This window comes from Streptomyces sp. NPDC086023, from assembly GCF_044540325.1.
Taxonomy (GTDB): Bacteria; Actinomycetota; Actinomycetes; order Streptomycetales; family Streptomycetaceae; genus Streptomyces.
On sequence record NZ_JBITRX010000021.1, the window covers coordinates 93850 to 117041 of the forward strand.

Below are 23192 nucleotides of genomic sequence, written 5' to 3' on the forward strand. Positions count from 1 at the left end.
CACGAGCGGAGCAGGAGCGATGGGCCGAGCAGAAGCGCGACGCGCTCAGAAGCAGCGCGGGGCGCGACGGGCGCCGCGTACCCGGGGCCAGAAGAGCGGCATACGCCGGTTCTTCACGTGGAAGAAGGTGCTCGGCACCCTCCTCGGGGCCCTCCTCGTCGGCATGGGCCTGCTGATCGGCTTCTACTTCTACCTGCCCGTGCCGCAGCCCAACGACCAGGCGACCCTGCAGAGCAACATCTACCGGTGGTCCGACGGCTCGGTGATGGCGCGCACCGGCGAGGTCAACCGCGTCATCCTCTCCATCGAGCAGATCCCCAAGCCGATCCAGAACGAGTTCATCGCCGCGGAGAACATGTCCTTCGAGAAGGACAACGGCGTGGACGTGAAGGGCCTCGGCCGCGGCCTCCTCAACACCGTCACCGGCAAGGGCAAGCAGGGTGGTTCGACCATCACCCAGCAGTACGTCAAGAACTACTACCTGAACCAGGAGCAGACGGTCACCCGGAAGCTCAAGGAACTGGTCATCGCCCTCAAGGTCGACCGCAGCATGAAGAAGCCGGAGATCCTCGCCGGCTACATGAACACGAGCTACTACGGGCGGGGCGCGTACGGCATCCAGGCCGCGGCCCAGGCGTACTACGGCGTCAACACCGACAAGCTCACCCTGGAGCAGGGCGCCTACCTCGCCGCGCTCCTCCAGTCGCCCAACGGCTACGACTGGGCCATCGCCACCGAGCGCGGCAAGGCCTTCGCCAAGGAGCGCTGGAACTACGTCCTCGACAACATGGTCAAGATGGGCGAGCTGGACCCCGGCAAGCGCGCCGGCATGCAGTTCCCGGTCCCGATCAAGCCCAAGCCCGCCTCCGGCATGGACGGCCAGAAGGGCTACCTGATCCAGGCCGCCGAGGCGGAGCTGAACCGCCAGGGCATCACGGACGACCAGATCAAGGCCGGCGGCTGGGACATCACCCTCAGCATCGAGAAGAAGAAGCAGGCCGCCCTGGAGAACGCGGTCGAGGAGGAGCTGGAGTCCAAGCTCGACCGCAAGGACCGCAAGGTCGACGCCGCCGTCCAGGCCGGCGCCACCTCCGTGGACCCGAAGACCGGCCGGATCGTCGCGATGTACGGCGGCCGGGGCCAGCAGGAGCACTGGATCAACAACGCGACCCGGCAGGACTACCAGCCGGGCTCGACCTTCAAGCCGATCGTGCTCGCCTCCGCCATCGAGAACGGCGCCACCACCCAGGACGGCCGCCCGATCGCACCGAACACCATCTACGACGGCACCAGCCGCCGCCCGGTCGTCGGCAGCGACACCCCCTTCGCCCCGCAGAACCAGGACGACCAGGACTACGGCAGGCGGATCACCGTCCAGAAGGCGACCAACTCCTCGGTCAACTCCGTCTACGCCCAGATGATCGTGGACGTCGGCCCCAAGGCCGTGAAGAAGACCGCCCTGTCCCTCGGCATGAAGGACCGCGGTGCCTTCGTCGAGCGGCCGGCCATGGCCCTCGGCTCCATGCAGTCCACGACCGTCGACATGGCCGCCGTGTACGCCACCTTCGACAACCACGGCAAGAAGGTCACGCCGTCGATCGTCAAGGCCGCCAAGCACAGCGAGCGCACCTACGAGGAGCTTGAGCCCATCGGCGGCCAGGTGCTGTCCCGCGCCACCGCCGACACCGTCACCAAGGTCCTCACCGGCGTGGTCCGCAACGGCTCCGCCAACGCGGTGTCCTCCAGCGCCTACGAGGCCGCGGGCAAGACCGGTACCACCGAGTCCAACAAGGCCGCCTGGTTCACCGCGTACACCCCCGAGCTGGTCACCGTCGTCGCGATGTTCGGCGAGGAGCCCGGCACCGGCACCCAGGTCACGCTGACCGGCACCGCCGGCGGCGGCCGCGCGGGCGGCTCCAGCTTCCCGGCTGACATCTGGAAGGCGTACACGCTCGCCGCCCTGCAGGGCGTCAGCACGGACACCTTCGACCTGGAGGACGCCGACATGGGCCGCGTCGAGGACCCGGACCCGACGCCCAGCGCCACCCGCTCCAAGAAGGACGACGACCCGAGCCCGTCGCCGAGCCGGTCCAGGAAGCACGACGACGACGGTCCCTCGCCCAAGCCGAGCAAGTCGGACAAGGACCCGGAACCGACGCCCTCGAAGACCCGGACGAGCAAGCCCAAGCCCGACCCGTCCCCGAGCGCCTCGGACGACGACGGCGAGAGGCCGCAGGAAGACGGCGCGCGGCTCAGCGGCTGACGCGCCGGACACGCCGGACACGCCGGAGGGCGGCTCCCCGAGGGGAGCCGCCCTCCGGCGTACGGGAGGCGGTGACGGGACCGGCCCGGCTCAGGACCGGCCGCGCCCGCCCGGCAGCGGCAGTTCGAACCACACGACCTTGCCGCTGCTCAGCCGGGTCGCACCCCACCTGCGGGCCATCCGGTTCACCAGGAACAGGCCCCGGCCGCCCTCGTCGGTGTCCCGCGCCCGGCGCTGGCGCGGCAGCTGCGGCGAGTCGTCGCCGACCTCGCACCGCAGCACGTCCGTACGCAGCAGACGCAGCGTCACCGGCCGCTCGGCGTACCGCACGGCGTTCGTGACCACCTCGCTGACCAGCAGCTCCAGCGAGTCCGACAGCTCCTCCAGACCCCACCGCGACAGGGCACGGCGGGCCAGCCGGCGGGCCCGCCCGGGGGCGGTCTCCTCCGGGTCGAGGAACCAGTACGCCACGTCGCTGGGCGCGATCCCGTCGAACCGGGCCGCCAGCAGCGCGATGTCGTCGTCCCGGTCGCCGGGCCCGAGCATGTCGAGCACGTCGTCGCAGAGCGCCTCCAGCGGCGGCGGGTGGTCCAGGCCCGTTAGCTGGGCGGTGGTGGCCAGCCGCTCGCGCAGCTGCTCGATGCCCGTCCACACGTCCCGCAGCCGGGACTCGACCAGGCCGTCGGTGTACAGCAGCAGGGTGGCCCCGGCGGGCGCGTCCAGCTCCACGGCCTCGAAGTCGACCCCGCCGACGCCGATCGGGGCTCCCGGGGGTACGCGGAGCACCTCCGCGCGGCCGCCGAGGTGGAGCAGCACCGGCGGCGGGTGGCCGGCGTTGGCGATGGTGATCCGGTGCGAGACCGGGTCGTACACCGCGTACAGGCAGGTCGCCATGCGGTCCGAGCCGAGCCGCTGCGCCTGCTCGTCCAGGTGGTGCAGCACCTCGGCCGGGGGCAGGTCGAGCTGGGCCAGGGTCTGCGCGGTGGTGCGCAGCTGGCCCATGATCGCCGCGGAGGTCATGGAGTGGCCCATGACGTCGCCCACGACCAGCGCGACCCGGCTGCCGGGCAGCGGTATGGCGTCGTACCAGTCGCCGCCGACCCGGGCCGTCTCGGCCGCCGGAAGGTAGCGGGAGGCCAGTCGCACGCCCGTGGGCTGCGGCAGGCTGTCCGGCAGCATGGTGCGCTGGAGCTCGTCGGCGATGTACGCCTCGCGGCCGTACAGCACGGCCTTGTCGATGCCGAGGGCGGTGTGCGTGGCCAGCTGGGCCGCCACCAGCAGGTCGTTCTGCTCGAAGGCGGGCCGGTCGGGACGACGCAGGAACACGGCGGCCCCGATCACCCGGCGCCGACCGCGCAGCGGCGCCAGGATGGCCCGCTGCCCGCGCGGTACGGGGTGCTCGGCGCCCAGCAGTTCCGGCAGCGCGGCGCGCGCCGCCGGCGCGGAGCCGAACACCGGGCGGACGCCGCGCAGCACCTCGGCCAGCGCGCCGCCGGGCCGGATCTCGCACAGCTCGGCCGCCGGCAGGTCCCCCTGGGGGCCCAGCAGCGGCAGCTGGCTGAAGTCCAGCTCGGGCGAGGTGCCGTCCGGGGCTGCCGGCTCGGTGAGGTCCTCGATCGGCCGCAGGCGGTCGGTCCGGCGCAGCCTTAAGACGACGGGGCCGACCGGGCGCTCGTCGCCGACCGGCAGCGGATCGCGCAGGTAGACCAGGATCGCGTCCGAGAACGTGGGGACCGTGGCGCGGCACAGGCCCAGGACGATCTCGTCCAGGTCGATGCCGCGCGCGATGCGGCGGGTGGCCGCGCCGACGAAGCGCAGCCGGTCGCCCTCGCGCCGGGCCACGGCGGTGGGGTCGGTGCCCGCGGGCGGTGTGCCGGTGCCGGAGCCGCCGGCGGCGGCGTCCGCCGTGCCGGGTGTGGCGGCCGGGGCGGCTGCGGCGGCCGGGGCGGGTGGTGCAGCCGGGGTGCCGGGGTCGGCGGTGCCGGCGGTGCCGGACGCGGTGCCGGTGGCGGTGGCCGGGGCGCGGCGGGCACCTGGGATGCCCTCGGCACCCGGTGCCGCGCTGCGGGTGGCCTGGCGGGAGGGGGCCGGCGCCTTGTCGTGGCCTTCGGGGTCGGCCGACGCGGTGGCGGAGGTGCGCGGGCCGGGACCGGTGCCCGTGCTCGTACCGGAGGTGGCGGCGGCGGGCCGGCCACCCGGCTGCGCGGGCACGCCGAGACCGCCCGGGGCGTGGTTCGCCGCCGCGCTCGCCGCTGCCCCGGCACCCGGCTGCGGGCCCTCGTGAGAGGTGGGGTACTCCGTCACGCGTGGAATTCCGTCCGTTTGCGCTCGATGTGCGCTGCACACAACTCGGTCAGTCGCGGTATACCCGCTCAGCGGCACGGGCACCGTCGCCCGTCAAACCCGCTCCCCGCTCGTTACCTCTCGCTCGGTTCGGTGACTCCTGGTCAAGTCCTGCGCACAGTATGAGAATTACGGAAGTGCAGCCTTGCGGAGGACGATCCTACGTTTGAACCCCGGGGGCGCATCAAGGGTCTCATGAGGTCATATGCGCCGGGGTCCGGTCCCAGTCCTCCGGAAGGGCCGGGACGGCCCAGCCCGGATCGGGCCGCCAGTCCTGCCAGCGGTCGGAGAACGGCCGCCCCCACGCCGTGATCACGTCGACCGCCGCGCGTCCCGCGTCCCGTACCCGCGCCGCCTGGGCGGGGTCCATCAGGCCGGACCGCTGGGCCTGGGCGAACTCGTCCTCGTCCCGCCACTTCCAGCTGTGGTCCGGGTAGACGGAGATGTCCAGGAAGTGGTCCTCGGAGTCGACGCCGCCGGACCAGCGGACCCGGGGCTCCTCCAGGTTCACGTACCAGCTCTTGAACTCCCAGTCGTGGTCCCAGAACAGCCAGACCGACCAGGGGTCGCCGGGCCGGGCCAGCTTCAGCACGCCGGCGCCCCACCACTTCGAGCGGACGGTGGTGCGGGGCGCGGTGTAGCGGGTGGCGAGCGGCTCCTCGTGGACCGGGGAGCCGTCGGCGAGCACCGGCTTGACGCACTCGGTGCCGGGGGCCATCCAGACCGCGAGGAGGTCGGCGGTGTCCTGCACCACGGTCACGGGGCGGCAGATGTGGACGTGCCCCTTCAGGCCGGGGGCGTTGTCGCGGTAGCGCCAGAGGATGTGGTCCCCGGGTGCCCAGTGCGCTTCCCCGGGCGCGCCGTGCGCGGTGCCTGCCGTACCTGTCATGCGCAGATCTTAGGGGCGGGCGCGCCGGGACCGCTGCGGTGCAGGTCACGGACGTAAATCGGCTGGATTTCGACGGTGCTCCGAGGGCCCGCGGAACCGGCTGGTCCGGGGGTCGCGCCGGGGCCCGTGCCCGGCCCGGGCGCCGGTCCGGCCCTGGTCCGGCCCTGGTCGGGCCCAGGGTCGGGGCCGGGGCGCGGCGCGGTCAGGGGCGGGTCATGCGCAGGACGTCGAGGGCCTCGTCGAGCTGTTCGAGAGTGAGGTCGCCCCGGTCCACATAGCCGGATTCGAGCACGACCTCACGGATGGTCTTCCGTTCCGCGAGCGACCGCTTGGCGACCTTGGCGGCCTCCTCGTAGCCGATGTACTTGTTGAGCGGCGTGACGACCGAGGGCGAGGACTCGGCGTACTCGCGGGCCCGCTCGACGTTGGCGGTGATCCCGTCGACGGTGCGGTCGGCCAGCAGGCGGGCGGCGTTGCCGAGCAGCCGGACCGACTCCAGCAGGTTCTTCGCCATCACCGGCAGCATCACGTTCAGCTCGAAGTTGCCGGCCGCGCCCGCCACGGCCACGGCCGTGTCGTTGCCGGCGACCTGTGCGGCGACCATGAGCACCGCCTCGGGCACGACGGGGTTGACCTTGCCGGGCATGATCGAGGAGCCCGGCTGGAGGTCGGGCAGATTGATTTCGGCCAGTCCGGTGCGCGGTCCCGAGGACATCCAGCGCAGATCGTTGGCGATTTTGGTGAGCGATACGGAGATCGTCCGCAGTTGACCCGAGGTCTCGACGAGCCCGTCGCGGGCGCCCTGGGCCTCGAAGTGGTCCCGGGCCTCGGTCAGGGGGAGACCGGTGGCGGCGGCGACCTCGGCGATCACGGCGGCGGAGAAGCCGGGCGGGGTGTTGATGCCGGTGCCCACGGCCGTGCCGCCGAGGGGGAGTTCGGCGAGCCGGGGGAGCGAGGCGCGCAGGCGCTCGATCCCGTACCGGACCTGGGCGGCGTACCCGCCGAACTCCTGGCCCAGGGTGACCGGGGTGGCGTCCATCAGGTGGGTGCGGCCGGACTTCACGACCTCGGCGAACTCCGCGGACTTCCGCTCCAGCGCCTCGGCGAGGTGGGCCAGGGCCGGGACCAGGTCCTTGGTGACCGCGGCGGTGGCGGCGATGTGGATGCTCGACGGGAAGACGTCGTTGGAGCTCTGCGAGGCGTTGACGTGGTCGTTGGGGTGGACCGGCCGGCCCAGGCGCTCGGCGGCGAGGGTGGCGATCACCTCGTTGGCGTTCATGTTGGACGAGGTGCCCGAGCCCGTCTGGAACACGTCCACCGGAAACTGGTCGTCCCAGCGGCCCTCCGCGACCTCCTCGGCGGCCGCGGCGATGGCGTCCGCCATGTCCTGATCCAGTACCCCCAGGCGGGCGTTGACCTTGGCCGCGGCGGCCTTCACGCGGGCCAGTGCGGCGATGTGCCGGGCCTCGAGCCGCTGTCCGGAGACGGGGAAGTTCTCCACCGCCCGCTGGGTCTGCGCACGCCACTTGGCCTGCGCGGGGACCCGTACCTCGCCCATCGAGTCGCGCTCGATCCGGTGGTCGTCGGTGTGCTGATCGTCGGTCATGTTCGTTGCCTCCCAGAAAAGTTGAGCAATTGTCTTGTTCGAAGTATTCCCAAGTCCCCTACTGGCCAGTAAATACCGTGGGTAACACTGACACCGGGGAGGCGTTCCATGGCGCGTACCACACCCAGAATCAGATCTACCTTCGCCGCGTTCGCGGCGTTCGCGGCCGCTCTCGGCGGCGTGTCGGCCATCACCCCGACGGCCCAGGCGGCCACACCCGCCTCAGCCGTCACACCCCTCTCGCCCGAACTGGAGGCCGTCCGCGCCGCGGAGGCCACCCGCATCTACGGCGACCCGGCCATCCGCCCGATGGCCGACCGCAAGACGGGCCTCATCTCGCTCGGGGACAGCGAGATCTCCGGCGAGGGCGTCGGCAACTACGACCCCGCGACGAACACCTCGTCCAACCAGTGCCACCGCTCGCCCGACACCGCCATCCACCGCACCGGCATCGCCGCGGACCTCACCTTCAACGTGGCCTGCTCCGGCGCGTACACCGGCAACATCCGCATCGGCGGCTCGAAGCAGTACGCCGACGAGCTCGTCCAGAGCGACAGCCTCGCGATCAAGGCCCGCAACACCCGCATCAAGATGGTCCTGCTGGTCGCCGGCGCCAACGACGACCTGCAGTTCGGCCCGGTCATGACCGACTGCGTCACGCGCTGGGTGCTCAGCCAGGGCACCTGCGAGCCGAAGTACGCCCCCGGCTGGCAGGCCAGGGTCGACGGCCTCCGCCCCAAGGTCGAGGCCACCGTCGCCGACCTGCGCACCGTCATGCGGGACGCGGGGTACGCGGACACCGACTACAAGCTCGTGGTCATGGGCTACCCCAGCCCGATCGGCCCCGACTTCTACGACAACCCCGACTTCCCCGGCAAGCTCCCCGGCGGCTGCGCCGGATACGACTCCGACGCCACCTGGGGCCGCAACTACGCCGTGCCGACGTTCGAGAAGGGCATGCGCGCGGCGGCCAGGGCGTCGGGCGCGGTCTACCTCGACAACTCCCGCCTCTTCCACGGCCACGAGGTCTGCATGGAGGACACCTGGGCCCGCGGCCTCTACCTGGACCTCGGTGACCACTTCCCGTGGGACGAGAACACCGCCCGCCAGTCCTTCCACCCGAACTACCGGGGGCACGGCGCGTTCGCGTCCTGCCTGACCCAGCTCTACGACTCGGGGCTGCGCGAGGCGAGCTGCGCCGACCCGGGCTCCACCGGCACCCCCGTCCTGCAGCCGCTGGCCTGGGACGACGCGTTCAAGCCGCTGAAGAACGAGGCCACCGGCACCTGTCTGGACGCCAACGGCGGCGCGAGCGCCAACGGCACCAAGGCCATCGGCTGGGACTGCCACGGCGGCCGCAACCAGGGCTGGTGGTACGACGCGGCCCGCAAGTCGGTGCACGTCGAGCTCACCCACGACCGCTGCCTCGACGTCACGGGCGCCAACTACGCGGCCGGCACGCCGCTGGTCCTGTGGAACTGCCACGGCGGCGCCAACCAGAAGTTCACCCGCGACGGGTCCACCTACCGCCCCGTGGCGGCCCCGTCGATGTGCCTCACCCTGGCCGCCCCCAAGGACCAGGTGAAGCTCCAGCCCTGCAACGGCTCGGCCGCGCAGCGCTTCGCGTAACCGCCACCCGTCACATTCCGCACCCCCCACAGCCCCGGCCGGCGACCCTCCGGCCGGGCGTTGTGTTCTCCGGGGCGGATCACGGGGAGCCGCGAAGGGCCCGGCGGGCTCGCCGGGCGCACTCGCGGGGTGCGGCGGACAATGAAGGAGGCTCGGGGGCCGGACGGGAGAAGCCTGACGCCCAGGAGGCAGTACATGTCCCGCAGCTACAGGAGACTCGGCACGCTCGGGGCCTGCGTGGCCGCCGCCGTCGCCCTCGGCTTCCCGGCGCCTGCATCCGCCGCTGTGGACGACCTCACGATCTACGCCAAGGAGGTTCCGAGCGGCGGGGAGAGCCCCGGCAACGAGGAACCCGAGGTCGGCCAGAGCTTCGCCTTCGCCGACGACCTCTACCGCAAGAAGGGCGGCCCCACCATCGGCCGCGACGGCGTCAGCTGCACCGTCGTACGCGCCGGATCGGGCGGCAACCCCAGTGACATGCAGTGCATCGGCACGCTCACCCTCAACGGCGGCCCCGGCGGCCAGCTCGCCGTCCAGGCGCTCGTCTCGGTCAACCCCGACGACGAGGCCCTGCCGTCCTTCGACGGCGCCATCACCGGCGGCACCGGCGACTTCAAGGACGCCCGCGGCTACATCCGCTTCTCCGACGGGGGCAACGGGTACCAGAAGCTGGAGCTGCACTTCTTCCGCTGACGGCAGGCGGCCGACCGCTCACCGCCCACCACGGGCCGTGGGGCCCCGCCCGGGACCCTACGACCGCGGCACGGCTCAGCCCAGACCGGGACCGCGGACCGGGATGTGGGTGAACGTCGGCTCCGGGGCGGGATTCTGGAAGAAGTCGTTGCCCTTGTCGTCGACCACGATGAAGGCGGGGAAGTCCTCGACCTCGATCTTCCAGACGGCCTCCATGCCGAGCTCCTCGTACTCCAGGACCTCGACCTTCTTGATGCAGTCCTGCGCCAGCCGCGCCGCCGGGCCGCCGATCGAGCCCAGGTAGAAGCCGCCGTGCGTGCCGCACGCGTCCGTCACCTGCTGCGAGCGGTTGCCCTTGGCCAGCATGACCTTCGAGCCGCCGGCCGCCTGGAACTGGGCGACGTACGAGTCCATGCGGCCGGCCGTGGTCGGGCCGAAGGAGCCGGACGCGTAGCCCTCGGGGGTCTTCGCCGGGCCCGCGTAGTAGACCGGGTGGTCCTTCAGGTACTGCGGCATCTCCTCACCGGCGTCCAGCAGTTCCTTGATCTTCGCGTGCGCGATGTCGCGCGCGACGACCAGCGGGCCGGTCAGGGACAGCCGGGTCTTCACCGGGTGCTTGGTCAGCTCGGCGAGGATGTCGTCCATCGGCCGGGTCAGGTCGATCTCGACCACGTCGCCGGACGAGTCCAGATGCTCTTCGGTGGTCTCCGGCAGGAAGCGCGCCGGGTCCTTCTCCAGCTGCTCCAGGAAGACGCCCTCCGCCGTGATCTTGGCGACCGCCTGGCGGTCGGCCGAGCAGGAGACGGCGATGGCCACCGGCAGCGAGGCACCGTGCCGCGGCAGGCGCACCACGCGCACGTCGTGGCAGAAGTACTTGCCGCCGAACTGGGCGCCGATGCCGATCTTCTGCGTCAGCTCGAACACCTGCTGCTCCAGCGCCTCGTCGCGGAAGCCGTGACCCAGGACCGAGCCCTCGCGCGGCAGTTCGTCCAGGTAGTGCGCCGACGCCAGCTTCGCCGTCTTCAGCGCGTGCTCGGCCGAGGTGCCGCCGACCACGATGGCCAGGTGGTAGGGCGGGCAGGCCGCGGTACCCAGCGAACGGATCTTCTCCTCCAGGAACTTCATCATGGACGCCTCGTTGAGGACGGCCTTGGTCTCCTGGTAGAGGAACGACTTGTTGGCCGAGCCGCCGCCCTTGGCCATGAAGAGGAACTTGTACGCGCCGCCGTCGGTCGCGAACAGCTCGATCTGCGCGGGCAGGTTCGAGCCGGTGTTCTTCTCGTCCCACATGGTCAGCGGGGCCATCTGCGAGTACCGCAGGTTGAGCTTGGTGTAGGCGTCGTAGATGCCGCGCGAGAGGGCCTCCTCGTCGCCGCCCTGCGTCAGGACGTTCTGGCCGCGCTTGCCCATCACGATCGCCGTGCCGGTGTCCTGGCACATCGGCAGCACGCCCGCCGCCGCGATGTTCGCGTTCTTCAGCAGGTCCAGCGCCACGAACTTGTCGTTCGACGACGCCTCGGGGTCGTCGATGATGCGGCGCAGCTGCGCGAGGTGCTCCGGGCGCAGGTAGTGCTGGATGTCGTGGATCGCCTCGGCGGCCAGCAGGCGCAGGGCCTCCGGCTCGACCTTGAGGAACGTACGGCCGTCGGCCTCGAAGGTGGAGACACCCTCGGAGGTCACCAGTCGGTAGGGCGTGTTGTCCTCTCCCAGGGGGAGCAGATCGGTGTACGCAAACTCTGGCATCTTTACCGCGGCCATTCCTCACTCGGCAGATGCGCTGACGTCCGTTGGCAGCGCAGTAGACCAGCCTAGGACCTCCTCCGGGAGTCCTGTATGTGAGGTAAGGCTCACTCGGCAGTATCGCGATCTATCGCGTCTCGCTATGCTGGGTCGGTGGACCTCGAAAAGCACCCCGCCGCCGCACCCGCCGACCCGGCCGCCGCGATCCGGGCCTCGGACGCCGACCGCGACCGCATCGCCCACGTCCTCTCCGACGCGCTCGCCGAGGGCCGCCTGACCGCCGAGGAGCACTCCGAGCGGCTCGACGCGCTCTACGCCCGCAAGACGGTCGGCGAGCTGGAGGGGCTGGTACGCGACCTCCCCGGTCCGCACGCCCAGGCCCCGGCCCCCGCCGCCGTCCCGCACTACGCCCCCGCGCCGCCCTACGGCGGTCAGCCGGAGACGCTGCTCGCCGTGTGCTCGGGTGCCACCCGCAAGGGCCGCTGGCGGCCCGGCGCCCGTACCCGCGCGATCAGCGTCATGGGCGACGTGACGATCGACCTCTCCGAGGCCGTCTTCGAGCAGCAGGTCATCGAGATCAGTGCGACGGCGGTGCTCGGCAGCGTCGAGATCAAGGTCCCGGAGAACGTGACGCTGCGCGGGCACGGCAGCGGCGTCCTCGGGAACTTCGAGGTCGCGGACCACGAGGGGACGGACCCCGGGGCACCGGTCGTGATCGTCCGCGGGTTCGCGCTGCTCGGCAACATCGAGGCCAAGCCCCGGCGCGGGCACCGGCTCGTCGACCTGGCCGACCGGCTGCGGAAGCGCCTGGACACCTGACCTGCTGAGGACCGGCGAATTCCGGTCACTTCGTGCCGGATAACGGGCGCCACGGCGGCACGCAGTGCTTAGGGGCACGCACAGCGGGTAGGGACTGTCGCATCGTCTCTCGCTCGCGAATCCGTCGTCAGGAGTAGACCGTGCTTCAACCGCCGCATCAGTCCCTGCAGGTAGCCGCAGCGCCGTCCGTTCCGGCCCCGCGGGTGCCAGCCAGGGAAGAGGACGGCCCATGGCATTCGGAGGCGGTCTGCCGCCGGGACGAGGCGGGACTCTTCTTCGCGCCCTCCAAGGAGCCGACGGCCGCCCGGCTGTCCCGGGAGGAGGCCGCGAAGCGGGTCTGTGCCCGGTGTCCCGTGATGGTCGCCTGCCGTGAGCACGCGCTGCTCCAGCCGGAACCGTACGGCGTGTGGGGCGGTCTGACCGCGGCCGAGCGCCGCGTGGTGCTGGCCAGGCGGCGCCGCCGGGCGGCCGAGCTGCGCCAGGCGCCGGGCGCAGGACCGATCGCGGCAGCGGGCTGACGTACGTACGCGGGCACGCACGACGCGCGTACCGCGGGCATGGCAAAGGGGCGGTCCCCCGCACAGGGACCGCCCCTTGCCGTGCCGCCCCGGCGCTGCCGGGGTGTACCGCTACTGCGCGCGGTCGAAGTCGATGGCGCTGTACGCGCGCAGCTTCGACAGGCGGTGGGTGGAGTCGATCTGCCGGATCGTGCCGGACTTCGAGCGCATCACCAGCGAGGACGTGGTGGCGGTCTCGGAGCGGTAGTGCACGCCGCGGAGCAGCTCGCCGTCGGTGATGCCGGTCGCGACGAAGAAGACGTTGTCGCCCGAAACCAGGTCGCCGGTGTGCAGGACGCGGCCGAGGTCGTGGCCGGCGTCGAGGGCCTTCTGGCGCTCCGCCTCGTCCTTGGGCCACAGCTTGCCCTGGATCGTGCCGCCCAGGCACTTTATGGCGCAGGCCGAGATGATGCCCTCGGGCGTGCCGCCGATGCCCATGAGCAGGTCGACGCCGGTGCCCTCGCGGGCGGCCATGATCGAGCCGGCCACGTCGCCGTCGGAGATGAACTTGATCCGGGCGCCGGTCTCGCGGATCTCCTTGACGATGCCCTCGTGGCGGGGGCGGTCCAGGATGACGACCGTGATGTCCTCGACCGCCATGCTCTTGGCCTTGGCCACGCGGCGGATGTTGACCGAGACGGGGGCGTTGATGTCGACGAAGTCGGCGGCCTCGGGGCCGGTGACGAGCTTCTCCATGTAGAACACCGCGGAGGGGTCGAACATGGTGCCGCGGTCGGCGGCGGCCAGCACGGCGATGGCGTTGGGCATGCCCTTGGCGTTGAGCGTCGTACCGTCGATCGGGTCGACGGCGATGTCGACCTCGGCGCCGGTGCCGTCGCCGACCCGCTCGCCGTTGAACAGCATCGGGGCCTCGTCCTTCTCACCCTCGCCGATGACGACGACGCCGTTCATCGAGACGGTGGAGACGAGGGTGCGCATGGCGCGGACCGCCGCGCCGTCCGCGCCGATCTTGTCGCCGCGACCGACCCAGCGGCCGGCGGCCATGGCTGCGGCCTCGGTGACCCGGACGAGCTCCAGGGCCAGGTTGCGGTCGGGGGCCTCGGGAGAGACCTCGAGCTGGGGCGGCAAGTTGTGCTCGGTCATCGGAGCGCACCTTTCTGTACGACGACGGCCGGAAAGAGAAGAGGGTCCTGCGACTCTATCGTTAGGCCGATAGATTGAGCAGAGCGGGGCACGTATGAGCGGCATATCGGTATCCGCTTGGTATGTGCCCGCTTTGCCCCCTGTCTTTGCCCCACCCTGCCGATGATCGCTCCAGTGGATGGGGGACGATGGTCGCGTGGCAGGTATGAAAGGCAAGCAGACCATCTGGGACATGGTGCGGTCGCTGGCGGTGATCGGCGCCGTCGTGGCCCTCATCTACGTGTTCATTCCGCATGACGAGGACGCCGACCCGACCAGGGTGGTGGACTACCGGGTGGAGCTGATCACGGCCCGGCGCGCGGCGCCGTACCCGGTGGCCGCGCCCCAGGGGCTGTCGGCGGACTGGCGCGCGACCTCGGTGACGTACGAGCGCAGGAACGCCAACTCCTGGCACCTGGGCTTCCTCGACCCCGACGGCCAGTACGTGGCCGTCGAGCAGTCGACCGAGGAGCCCCGGAAGTACGTGCCGCGGGTGACCCAGCGGGCGGAGAAGACCGACGCGACCCGGGCCCTGGGCAACGCGACCTGGCAGGTCTGGGAGGGCGCGAAGTACAACGCCCTGGTGCGCGAGGAGCAGGGCCACACCACCGTGGTGACCGGCACGGCCCCCGTCGACCGGCTCGCCGCGATGGCGCAGGCGCTGGAGGCGAAGAAGGGCTGACGCCCGCCGCCCGTGCCGGCGGCACCGCCGCCAAGGACAAGCGAAAGAGGCCGCCCCCGGAAATCCGGGGAGCGGCCTCTCGTCGCTTCGGGGAGGCCCGGGCTCGGCGGCCCGGGCCGTCGGTCGTCAGACCGTGGTGACGACGTCGTCGTACGCCAGGCGCGGGGAGCGCGGGAACCAGGCGTCATCGCCCGGCTTGCCGATGTTGACGACCATCAGCGGGGTGTGGTCGGCGTCCAGGAACTCCTTCTGCACGCCGCCGAAGTCCAGGCCGGTCATCGGGCCGGCGGCCAGGCCGGCGGCGCGGATGCCCACGATGAAGTAGGCGGCCTGCAGGGCGGCGTTCAGCAGCGCGGACTGCTCGCGGACCGGACGCTCGGCGAAGAAGAGGTCCTTGGCCTGCGGGAAGTGGGGGAGGAGCTGGGGCAGCTCGTCGTGGAACTCGTTGTCCGCGGAGAGGATCGCGACCAGCGGGGCGGTGGCGGTCTTCGGCTGGTTGCCCTCGGCCATGTGCTTCACGAGGCGCTCGCGGGCCTCGGCGGAGCGGACCAGGGTGATGCGCAGCGGCGTCTGGTTGAACGCCGTCGGGCCGAACTTGACCAGGTCGTAGATGGCCTGGATCTGCTCGTCCGTCACCGGCTCGTCCGAGAACGTGTTGGCGGTGCGGGCCTCGCGGAAGAGGAGGTCCTGGGCGGCGGGGTCAAGAACGAGGGACATCTGGGTGCCTTCCATACGTGCTGGTCGAAGCGACGTGAACGACTCTACGACCAGATAGATGAAATTTCAACTAACTGGTGGTTCGTAGTTCAACGAACGGCATCAACCTGCGCACGCAGGTTCCTATTCCCCGGCCCCCGACCCGCCGGATTCACCTCCACCCTCACGCCCCTCCCGTGCGGCCAGCGCGGAGTCCAGCCGGGCCCGCGCCCCCTCCAGCCAGTGCCGGCAGACCTGCGCCAGTTCCTCGCCCCGCTCCCACAGGGCCAGGGACTCCTCAAGCGAGGTGCCGCCCGCTTCCAGGCGACGCACCACCTCGATCAGTTCGTCGCGGGCCTGCTCGTAGCCCAGTGCCGTCTCCGTGCCGGTGTCCGTCTCGGCCATCCGTGATCATCCTAGGTCGGTAGTGTGGCGGAAGGATTGCGTGTGTACGAATAACTACGGTCGAAATCAAGGGACTTGAGACGGTGCGCCAGTCGCGCTTCGAGGCCGCGGCCCGGTCAGCTGCCGGCCCCGTCCCCGCCGGGCTCCCCGGCCACCCGCACGGTGAACTCCCCCTCGGCCACCCGCGCCCTCAGCGGCTCGTCCGCCCCCACCTCCGAGGGCGACCGCACCACGTGCCCGTCGGCCCGCTGGAGCACCGCGTACCCCCGCTCCAGGGTCGCCGCAGGCGAGAGCGCCACCACCCGGGCCCGGGTGTGCGCCAGCTCCGATTCGGCCCGGTCCAGCAGATGCCCCAGCGTCCGGCGGCTCCGCGCCAGCAGCGCCCCGACCTGCTCCTCCCGGTCCTCGACCATCCGCTGCGGGTGCACGAAGACCGGCCGTGCCAGCGCGTGCGCCAGCCCCCGCTCCTCCCGGTCCAGCAGGGCGCGTACGGAGCGCAGCGCGCGGTCGCGGAGCATGCCCACCCGGTCCAGCTCCTCGCCCACGTCCGGCACCACCTTCTTCGCGGCGTCCGTCGGGGTGGACGCGCGCAGGTCCGCCACCAGGTCCAGCAGCGGCGAGTCGGGCTCGTGGCCGATCGCCGACACCACCGGAGTACGGGCCGCCGCGACCGTGCGCACGACCTCCTCGTCCGAGAACGGCAGCAGGTCCTCCACACTGCCCCCGCCGCGGGCCACGATGATCACGTCGACCTCGTCGATCGCGTCCAGCTCCTTGACCGCCCGCACCACCTGCGGCACCGCGTGCACCCCCTGCACCGCGACGTTGCGCACCTCGAACCGCACCGCCGGCCACCGCCGCCGCGCGTTCTCCAGCACGTCCCGCTCGGCCGCCGACGCCCGGCCCACCACCAGCCCGATCAGCTGCGGCAGGAACGGCAGCGGCCGCTTGCGGTCCAGCGCGAACAGCCCCTCGGCGGCCAGCGAGCGCTTGAGCTTCTCCAGCCGGGCCAGCAGCTCGCCGATGCCCACCGGCCGTATCTCCGTGGCCCGCAGCGACAGCTGGCCGCGCACCGCGTACCACTGCGGCTTGGCCAGGACCACGACCCGCGCCCCCTCCTGCACCACGTCGGCGACCTCGTCGAAGACCTCGCGGTAGCAGGTCACGCTCACCGAGATGTCGTGCGACGGGTCGCGCAGGGTCAGGAACACCACCCCCGCGCCCGGACGGCGGTTGAGCTGCGTGATCTGCCCCTCCACCCACACCTGGCCCAGCCGCTCGATCCAGCCCCCGATGAGCCGGGACACCTGGCCGACGGGCAGCGGCGCCTCGGCCGACGTATTCAGACCCATGCAGGCAGGCTAACGGCCCGCACCGACAGGGCCGCCGACCTCCGGGCCGCGCCGCCCACGCTGCACCACCAGCACCACCAGACCCACGGCCAGCCACACCGCCCCCACCAGCTGCGCCGTCCACGCCGCCTCGACGATCACCGCCACCGTCACGCCCGCACCCAGCACCGGCACCAGCACGTGCCGCCACCAGCTGAAGCCGCCCTCCCCGTGCCGCACGACGAACCAGCCCACCACCGACGCGTGCAGCAGCGTGAACGCCACCAGCGCCCCGATGTCCACCACGGACACCAGGTGGTCCAGCCCGTCGTCGCGCCGGGCCGCCCACACCGCAGCCGTCAGCGTCACCGCCGCCGCCACCAGCAGCGCCGGCCGGGGCACCCCGCCCGACGTACGCGCCAGCGCACCCGGCAGCCGCCGCTCCCGCGCCATCGCGAACAGCAGCCGCCCCGCCGCGGCCTGCCCCGCCAGCGCCGCGAACGCCGCCCCCACCGCCTTGCTGACCGCCACCAGATCGTGCAGCCACGACCCCACCGACGCGTCCACCGCGTCGTAGAACGCCGACCCCTGCCGACCCGGAGCGGCCGCCAGCTCCGCCGACGACACCGGCTCCAGCAGCGCCGCCAGGTACGTCTGCACGATGAACAGCACCCCCGTCATGGCCAGGCAGAACAGCAGTGCCCGGGCCACCCGCGCACTGCCCCCGGTCACCTCCTCGGCGAACGACGCGATCGCGTCGAACCCCAGGTACGACAGCACCGCGACCGACACCGCCCCCAGCACCGCCCCCGCGGAGAAGCCCAGCGACCCGTCTCCGGTCAGCGGCGACAGCCAGCCGCGCTGCGCCCCGTCCCGCACCAGCACCGACACGGCGGCCACCAGGAAGACCAGCAGGACGGCGATCTCCATGGCCAGCACCACGAAGCCCACCCGCGCGGCGACCCGTACCCCCGCGAGGTTCAGCAGCGTGGTCACCACCACCGCCAGCGCCGTCCACACCCAGCGGGACACCTCAGGCACCAACGCGTGCATCGCGATGCCGGAGAACAGGTACGCCACCGCCGGGATCAGCAGGTAGTCGAGCATCGCCATCCACCCGGCGACCAGCCCGGGCCCCTCGCCCAGCCCCTTGCGGGCGTACGTGAACACCGACCCGGCCTGCGGCGCCACCCGCACCATCTGCGCGTAACTGAAAGCGGTGAACCCCATCGCCACCGTGGCGACCAGGTAGACCAGCGCGACCGCACCGTGCGACCGGGCGTCCAGGGTGCCGAAGACACCGACCGGCGCCATCGGTGCGATGAACAGCAGCCCGTAGACCACCAGGTCCCGGAAGCCCAGGTTCCGGCGGAGTCCGCCCCGGTCCGCGTCCACTTCCTGCGTCACCGTCATGCTTCCTCCACGAGCCGCCCGTACCCGCCGCGCCCGCCCCCGGGCCCCCCGGCCGGAAGACGATCTTCAGCCACCAGTCTGGGGCAAGGCACGATCTTCGGCGCCCGCTGGACGGCCTTACGATGGACCGCATGACTGCTCCCGCTTCCCGCCGTGTCCTGCTCGCCGCCCCTCGTGGCTACTGCGCGGGCGTGGACCGTGCCGTCATCGCCGTCGAGAAGGCCCTAGAGCAGTACGGCGCCCCCGTCTACGTGCGCCACGAGATCGTGCACAACAAGTACGTCGTGCAGACCCTGGAGAAGAAGGGCGCGATCTTCGTCGAGCGGACGGAGGAGGTGCCCCCGGGCAACATCGTCATGTTCTCCGCCCACGGCGTCGCCCCGGTCGTCCACGAGGAGGCCCGCCAGGGCCGGCTCGCCACCATCGACGCGACCTGCCCGCTGGTCACCAAGGTGCACAAGGAAGCGATCCGCTACGCCAACGAGGACTTCGACATCCTCCTCATCGGCCACGAGGGCCACGAGGAGGTCATCGGCACCTCCGGCGAGGCCCCCGACCACATCACCATCGTCGACGGCCCGCACGACGTCGAGAAGGTCGAGGTCCGCGACGAGTCCAAGGTCGTCTGGCTGTCCCAGACCACCCTCTCCGTCGACGAGACCATGGAGACCGTCGACGCGCTGAAGACCAAGTTCCCGCTGCTGGTCTCCCCGCCGAGCGACGACATCTGCTACGCCACCTCGAACCGCCAGGCCGCCGTCAAGAAGATGGGCGCCGACGCCGACCTCGTGATCGTCGTGGGCTCGAAGAACTCCTCGAACTCCATCCGCCTCGTCGAGGTCGCCCTGGACGCCGGCGCCCGCGCCGCCCACCTGGTCGACTTCGCCCACGAGATCGACGAGGCCTGGCTGGAGGGCGTCACCACCGTCGGCCTCACCTCGGGCGCCTCCGTGCCGGAGGTCCTGGTCGAGGAGGTCCTGGAGTGGCTCGCCACCCGCGGCTACGCGGACGTCGAGCTGGTCAAGACCGCCGAGGAGTCCATCACCTTCTCGCTGCCCAAGGAACTCCGCCGCGACCTGCGCGCCGAGGCCGCGGACCTCGTCGCCGGCGAGTAACAGCCGCCCGGGCGGACCGGCCCCCCGTACGGGTGACGGCCGGCCGCCGACGGGTACCGGCGCGCCGCTCACCGTACGGTGATTCCATGCAGATCTTCGGCGTGGACATCGGCGGATCCGGCATCAAGGGCGCTCCCGTGGACCTGGACCGCGGCGACCTGGCGCGCGAGCGCCACAAGGTCCTCACCCCGCACCCGGCCACCCCGGAAGGCGTGGCCGACGGCGTGGTCGAGGTCGTCTCGCACTTCGGCTGGTCCGGCCCGGTCGGGGTCACCTTCCCCGGCGTGGTCACCGACGGCATCACCCGTACGGCCGCCAACGTCGACCAGGGCTGGGTCGACCTCGACGCACGCGCCCTGCTCTCGGCCCGCCTCGGCGGGCTGCCCGTCACCGTCCTGAACGACGCGGACGCCGCCGGCGTCGCGGAGATGACCTTCGGGGCCGGCCGCGGCCGCACGGGCACGGTCATCCTCCTCACCCTCGGCACGGGCATCGGCAGCGCCGTCTTCACCGACGGCCGGCTGGTGGCCAACACCGAGCTGGGGCACCTGGAGCTGCACGGCCACGACGCCGAGAAGAAGGCCTCCACCCGCGCCAAGGAGGACGAGGACCTCAGCTGGGAGAGGTGGGCCAAGCGGGTGCACCGCTACCTGGCGCACGTGGAGATGCTGTTCTCGCCCGAGCTGTTCATCATCGGCGGCGGCGTCAGCCGCAAGGCCGACAAGTTCCTGCCGCTCCTGGAGGGCATCAGGGCCGAAATCGTGCCGGCCGCCCTCCAGAACAACGCGGGGATCGTGGGCGCGGCGATGGCGGCCAGGCGCTCGGCGGCGATCTGACCGCCACAGGCCCGGCACGGGCCCCTACGGGCCTACGAGCGCCCGGACCGCTGCGGCAGCCGCCGTCGCCCCACCAGCACCGCCTTCCGCACCACCACGATCAGGGCGGCGACCAGCGTCCCGGCGTACAGCCAGCCGGCGTGCAGCGCGAGGGCGGTCACCACCCCCATCAGCTGCCCGCCGAGCCCGCCGGAGCCGCCCGCGATCGGCCAGACCCCGGTCGCGAAGGCGATCGGTACGGCGATGGGCGCGGTGATCAGATCGGCCGGCCGCACCCACAGGGCGGTCGCGGCGGCCACGGGCAGGAACAGCAGCCCGTACGCGAGCATCGAGCCGTCGAAGAGCAGCCAGTCGACCCCGGCGACCAGCGCCATCGCCGCACACGCGAACAGCCCGCCGCCCAGCCCCGTCAGCCGGGGCCGCGGCAGCCTGCGCAGCAGCGGCACCGCCCGGCCCGCCGCGGGCCGGGGGCGCGGCCGGGCCTGCGGCGGCAGCGCCGGGGTACGCCGCGCCTGCGGTCGCCGAGGGTGATACGGGGATCGCGTCCTGTGTTGCTCCACCCCCCAAAACTAGGTGGCGGGGGCCCGCTATCCCCCCTGGACACGTCGACCGGCGGACATCGGAACGTAAACTGTCCGGTGGCCCGTCTCCGGGCCGGGTGTCCATACCCCCCTCCAGCTCACGGGAAGTCGCCAACGTGTCGCTCACGATCGGAATCGTCGGCCTGCCGAATGTCGGCAAGTCGACCCTGTTCAACGCCCTGACCAAGAACGACGTGCTCGCGGCCAACTACCCGTTCGCCACCATCGAGCCGAACGTCGGCGTCGTCGGCGTCCCGGACGCGCGCCTGGCCGTGCTGGCCGGCATCTTCGGCTCGCAGCGCATCCTCCCGGCCACGGTCGACTTCGTCGACATCGCCGGCATCGTCCGCGGCGCGAGCGAGGGCGAGGGCCTGGGCAACAAGTTCCTGGCGAACATCCGCGAGTCGGACGCGATCTGCCAGGTCATCCGCGCCTTCAAGGACGAGAACGTCGTGCACGTCGACGGCAAGGTCTCGCCGAAGGACGACATCGAGACGATCAACACCGAGCTGATCCTCGCCGACCTCCAGTCCATCGAGAAGGCGGAGCCGCGCCTGACGAAGGAGTCCCGCCTCCAGAAGGACAAGGTCGCGGTCCTGGCCGCGGTCGTCGAGGCGCGCAAGATCCTCGAAGAGGGCCACACCCTCTTCTCGAAGGGCATCACCAAGGGCACGGAGCAGGGCGACCTCCTCCACGAGCTGCACCTGCTCACCACCAAGCCCTTCCTCTACGTCTTCAACGTCGACGAGGACGAGCTGACGGACGACGCGTTCAAGGCCGAGCAGTCCGCGCTGGTCGCGCCGGCCGAGGCGATCTTCCTCAACGCCAAGCTGGAGGCGGACCTCGCCGAGCTGGACGACGAGGAGGCCCTTGAGCTCCTCCAGTCCGTCGGCCAGGAGGAGCCGGGCCTGGCGACGCTGGGCCGCGTCGGCTTCGACACCCTGGGCCTGCAGACCTACCTGACGGCCGGCCCGAAGGAAACCCGCGCCTGGACCATCAAGAAGGGCGCCACCGCCCCCGAGGCGGCCGGTGTCATCCACACCGACTTCCAGCGCGGCTTCATCAAGGCCGAGGTCATCTCCTTCGCGGACCTGGTCGAGTGCGGCTCGGTCGCCGAGGCCCGCGCCAAGGGCAAGGCCCGCATGGAGGGCAAGGACTACGTCATGCAGGACGGCGACGTGGTGGAGTTCCGCTTCAACGTCTGAGCGGATGAAATAACACCACGTCGCTGACGTGGCAAACATGCAGGTCAGAAGGGGTTGGGCTCTATCGAGTCCGACCCCTTCGTCGTCACCGTGCTGGATTGGTGCTGGATATTCTGACGCAGGGTCAGCGGCAGTCAGGTCTCGTAGACGGTGGACCGGTGTCCCACGTGAACGACCCAGACCACCAGTTCCCCGTTGTCGATCGTGTAGATGACGCGGTAGTCGCCGACGCGGAGGCGGCGACGTTCGGGCTGGGAGACGAGTGCGGTGGTGTTGGAGCCGAGGGGGTCGGTTTCCAGCTCGGTCAGCTTGGCCAGGATGCGCAGCGCCATGTCACGAGGGATCTTCCGGAGCTCGGCCTGGGCCTCGGGTCGGAAGACGGTTCGGTACTCACTCACTGCGCGCCAGCGTCTCCCTCATGATGTCCTCGATCGGGATGCCGGGTGCGGGGTTGGCCATGCGCTCGTCGATGATCCGATTGATCTCGCGCTCTTCCCACTCCTGGTACTTGCGCAAGACCTCGATGGAGACGACGGCGGCGACTTCCTTGCCTCGACGAGTGATCACCGTGGGCACGTCGTCGCGGTCCGCGCGTTCCACGACTTCCGCCAGGTGTGCTCGCACGTCGCGGATGGACTCTACGGGCAGCGGCTGCGTCATGCGCTCAAGCGTACCGAGTGTCCCATGTGTACACAACGTCGGGCAGCGGTGGCAGGATGCGGGGACACAGCGCGGGCATGCGGTGCTGGTGGCGCAGATCGAGGCGGGCCGGTCCGGTTCGGGATGGTTGCGCTGATCCAGCTTGCTGGTCATCTCGCGGCCGACTCTGGTGTCGGCGGGCACCTGTTCCATGAGCGCGAGAGTGAGCATGGTGACGAGGTGGCCGTGCCACCACCGCTGGGGCGACATCCTGAAGACGAGGGCTCCGTCGATCAGCTCGGTGTGGCTAGGTGCCTCGGGTAGGCGGTCCAAGTCGTCCGCGAACCAGCCTTCCGCGCGAGGCGGGCGCATCCAGTCGGGCGGTGCGGTCACGGCTTCACGGTAGCGGTCGGCAGCTTGAGCCGGAGGTCCAACGATCCCGGTGCGTGGGGTTACGGCAGCCCTGGGTGAGGCGCGGGCCGAAGGTTGACACGGCCCTGCCCGGTCCGTAGTGTTCTCCGAGTTGTCCGACGTGAGCGCCGACTCCGGTCGGTCCCCGGACAGCCATTCCGCAAGCACCCATTCGAACGAACGACGCACTTTGTCG

21 protein-coding genes are annotated in these 23192 nt (G+C 71.4%); 9 read left to right on the plus strand and 12 right to left on the minus strand.

What is annotated here, in order from left to right:
- The first annotated feature begins 19 nt into the window (after nucleotides 1-19).
- A complete protein-coding gene (locus ACIF6F_RS31290; RefSeq protein WP_399954538.1) occupies nucleotides 20-2263 on the plus strand; it encodes a transglycosylase domain-containing protein in 2244 nt (747 codons plus the stop codon).
- 90 nt (nucleotides 2264-2353) lie between these two features.
- Here ACIF6F_RS31290 and ACIF6F_RS31295 read toward each other — a convergent pair whose 3' ends face one another.
- From ACIF6F_RS31295 to ACIF6F_RS31305, 3 genes are all read right to left on the minus strand, one after another.
- The gene (locus ACIF6F_RS31295) at nucleotides 2354-4567 is read right to left on the minus strand and encodes a SpoIIE family protein phosphatase (protein ID WP_399954541.1); all 2214 of its coding nucleotides are present in this window, start codon (nucleotides 4565-4567) and stop codon (nucleotides 2354-2356) included.
- Between the two features lie 232 nt (nucleotides 4568-4799).
- Entirely contained in the window at nucleotides 4800-5495 is a 696-nt protein-coding gene (locus ACIF6F_RS31300; protein ID WP_399954544.1) for a DUF402 domain-containing protein, read from the minus strand.
- A 202-nt stretch (nucleotides 5496-5697) separates the two neighbouring features.
- Nucleotides 5698-7101 carry a class II fumarate hydratase gene (locus tag ACIF6F_RS31305; protein ID WP_399954546.1) on the minus strand — a complete coding sequence of 468 codons (1404 nt, stop codon included), beginning with the start codon at nucleotides 7099-7101 and terminating at the stop codon, nucleotides 5698-5700.
- Nucleotides 7102-7209: 108 nt separating this feature from the next.
- Between ACIF6F_RS31305 and ACIF6F_RS31310 the strand changes: the two genes are divergently transcribed.
- Together ACIF6F_RS31310 and ACIF6F_RS31315 are read left to right on the plus strand one after the other, a co-directional pair.
- Nucleotides 7210-8730, plus strand: a complete 1521-nt coding sequence (locus ACIF6F_RS31310; RefSeq protein WP_399954549.1) for a ricin-type beta-trefoil lectin domain protein — start codon at nucleotides 7210-7212, stop codon at nucleotides 8728-8730.
- Between the two features lie 195 nt (nucleotides 8731-8925).
- Entirely contained in the window at nucleotides 8926-9423 is a 498-nt protein-coding gene (locus tag ACIF6F_RS31315; RefSeq protein ID WP_399954552.1) for a hypothetical protein, read from the plus strand.
- A gap of 75 nt (nucleotides 9424-9498) precedes the next feature.
- On the opposite strand, the gene ACIF6F_RS31320 is transcribed toward ACIF6F_RS31315, so the two are convergent.
- The gene (locus ACIF6F_RS31320) at nucleotides 9499-11166 is read right to left on the minus strand and encodes a fumarate hydratase (protein WP_399954557.1); all 1668 of its coding nucleotides are present in this window, start codon (nucleotides 11164-11166) and stop codon (nucleotides 9499-9501) included.
- 150 nt (nucleotides 11167-11316) lie between these two features.
- Between ACIF6F_RS31320 and ACIF6F_RS31325 the strand changes: the two genes are divergently transcribed.
- Both ACIF6F_RS31325 and ACIF6F_RS31330 read left to right on the plus strand, forming a co-directional pair.
- Entirely contained in the window at nucleotides 11317-11982 is a 666-nt protein-coding gene (locus ACIF6F_RS31325) for a DUF1707 domain-containing protein (RefSeq protein ID WP_399954560.1), read from the plus strand.
- A gap of 140 nt (nucleotides 11983-12122) precedes the next feature.
- Entirely contained in the window at nucleotides 12123-12500 is a 378-nt protein-coding gene (locus ACIF6F_RS31330) for a WhiB family transcriptional regulator (RefSeq protein ID WP_399954565.1), read from the plus strand.
- Nucleotides 12501-12611: 111 nt separating this feature from the next.
- On the opposite strand, the gene glpX is transcribed toward ACIF6F_RS31330, so the two are convergent.
- Nucleotides 12612-13643 carry a class II fructose-bisphosphatase gene (gene glpX / locus ACIF6F_RS31335; RefSeq protein WP_399954567.1) on the minus strand — a complete coding sequence of 344 codons (1032 nt, stop codon included), beginning with the start codon at nucleotides 13641-13643 and terminating at the stop codon, nucleotides 12612-12614.
- A gap of 205 nt (nucleotides 13644-13848) precedes the next feature.
- Between glpX and ACIF6F_RS31340 the strand changes: the two genes are divergently transcribed.
- Nucleotides 13849-14364: a DUF4245 domain-containing protein gene (locus tag ACIF6F_RS31340; protein ID WP_399954606.1), complete on the plus strand. Its 516-nt coding sequence runs from the start codon at nucleotides 13849-13851 to the stop codon at nucleotides 14362-14364.
- A 126-nt stretch (nucleotides 14365-14490) separates the two neighbouring features.
- On the opposite strand, the gene ACIF6F_RS31345 is transcribed toward ACIF6F_RS31340, so the two are convergent.
- The 4 genes from ACIF6F_RS31345 to ACIF6F_RS31360 all read right to left on the minus strand — a co-directional run bounded on the left by ACIF6F_RS31345 (nucleotide 14491) and on the right by ACIF6F_RS31360 (nucleotide 18209).
- Complete coding sequence (locus ACIF6F_RS31345) at nucleotides 14491-15081, minus strand: malonic semialdehyde reductase (protein WP_399954571.1); 591 nt, start codon at nucleotides 15079-15081, stop codon at nucleotides 14491-14493.
- A 123-nt stretch (nucleotides 15082-15204) separates the two neighbouring features.
- A complete protein-coding gene (locus tag ACIF6F_RS31350) occupies nucleotides 15205-15465 on the minus strand; it encodes an exodeoxyribonuclease VII small subunit (RefSeq protein WP_399954573.1) in 261 nt (86 codons plus the stop codon).
- Between the two features lie 116 nt (nucleotides 15466-15581).
- Complete coding sequence (gene xseA / locus ACIF6F_RS31355; RefSeq protein WP_399954576.1) at nucleotides 15582-16817, minus strand: exodeoxyribonuclease VII large subunit; 1236 nt, start codon at nucleotides 16815-16817, stop codon at nucleotides 15582-15584.
- 9 nt (nucleotides 16818-16826) lie between these two features.
- Entirely contained in the window at nucleotides 16827-18209 is a 1383-nt protein-coding gene (locus tag ACIF6F_RS31360; protein WP_399954578.1) for an APC family permease, read from the minus strand.
- Nucleotides 18210-18331: 122 nt separating this feature from the next.
- Between ACIF6F_RS31360 and ACIF6F_RS31365 the strand changes: the two genes are divergently transcribed.
- Together ACIF6F_RS31365 and ppgK are read left to right on the plus strand one after the other, a co-directional pair.
- On the plus strand, nucleotides 18332-19324 hold the full coding sequence (locus ACIF6F_RS31365; RefSeq protein ID WP_399954580.1) for a 4-hydroxy-3-methylbut-2-enyl diphosphate reductase: 993 nt from the start codon (nucleotides 18332-18334) through the stop codon (nucleotides 19322-19324).
- A gap of 86 nt (nucleotides 19325-19410) precedes the next feature.
- On the plus strand, nucleotides 19411-20160 hold the full coding sequence (ppgK, locus tag ACIF6F_RS31370; protein WP_399954583.1) for a polyphosphate--glucose phosphotransferase: 750 nt from the start codon (nucleotides 19411-19413) through the stop codon (nucleotides 20158-20160).
- A 32-nt stretch (nucleotides 20161-20192) separates the two neighbouring features.
- Here ppgK and ACIF6F_RS31375 read toward each other — a convergent pair whose 3' ends face one another.
- On the minus strand, nucleotides 20193-20606 hold the full coding sequence (locus tag ACIF6F_RS31375; RefSeq protein WP_399954587.1) for a DUF6542 domain-containing protein: 414 nt from the start codon (nucleotides 20604-20606) through the stop codon (nucleotides 20193-20195).
- 251 nt (nucleotides 20607-20857) lie between these two features.
- Here ACIF6F_RS31375 and ychF point away from each other — a divergent pair, with 251 nt between their 5' ends.
- A complete protein-coding gene (ychF, locus tag ACIF6F_RS31380; protein WP_399954590.1) occupies nucleotides 20858-21946 on the plus strand; it encodes a redox-regulated ATPase YchF in 1089 nt (362 codons plus the stop codon).
- 134 nt (nucleotides 21947-22080) lie between these two features.
- Here ychF and ACIF6F_RS31385 read toward each other — a convergent pair whose 3' ends face one another.
- Together ACIF6F_RS31385 and ACIF6F_RS31390 are read right to left on the minus strand one after the other, a co-directional pair.
- A complete protein-coding gene (locus ACIF6F_RS31385; protein ID WP_399954595.1) occupies nucleotides 22081-22344 on the minus strand; it encodes a type II toxin-antitoxin system RelE/ParE family toxin in 264 nt (87 codons plus the stop codon).
- Nucleotides 22337-22606 carry a type II toxin-antitoxin system Phd/YefM family antitoxin gene (locus ACIF6F_RS31390; RefSeq protein ID WP_266841967.1) on the minus strand — a complete coding sequence of 90 codons (270 nt, stop codon included), beginning with the start codon at nucleotides 22604-22606 and terminating at the stop codon, nucleotides 22337-22339. The genes ACIF6F_RS31385 and ACIF6F_RS31390 overlap by 8 nt, the downstream gene beginning before the upstream one ends.
- Nucleotides 22607-23192: the final 586 nt, after the last annotated feature.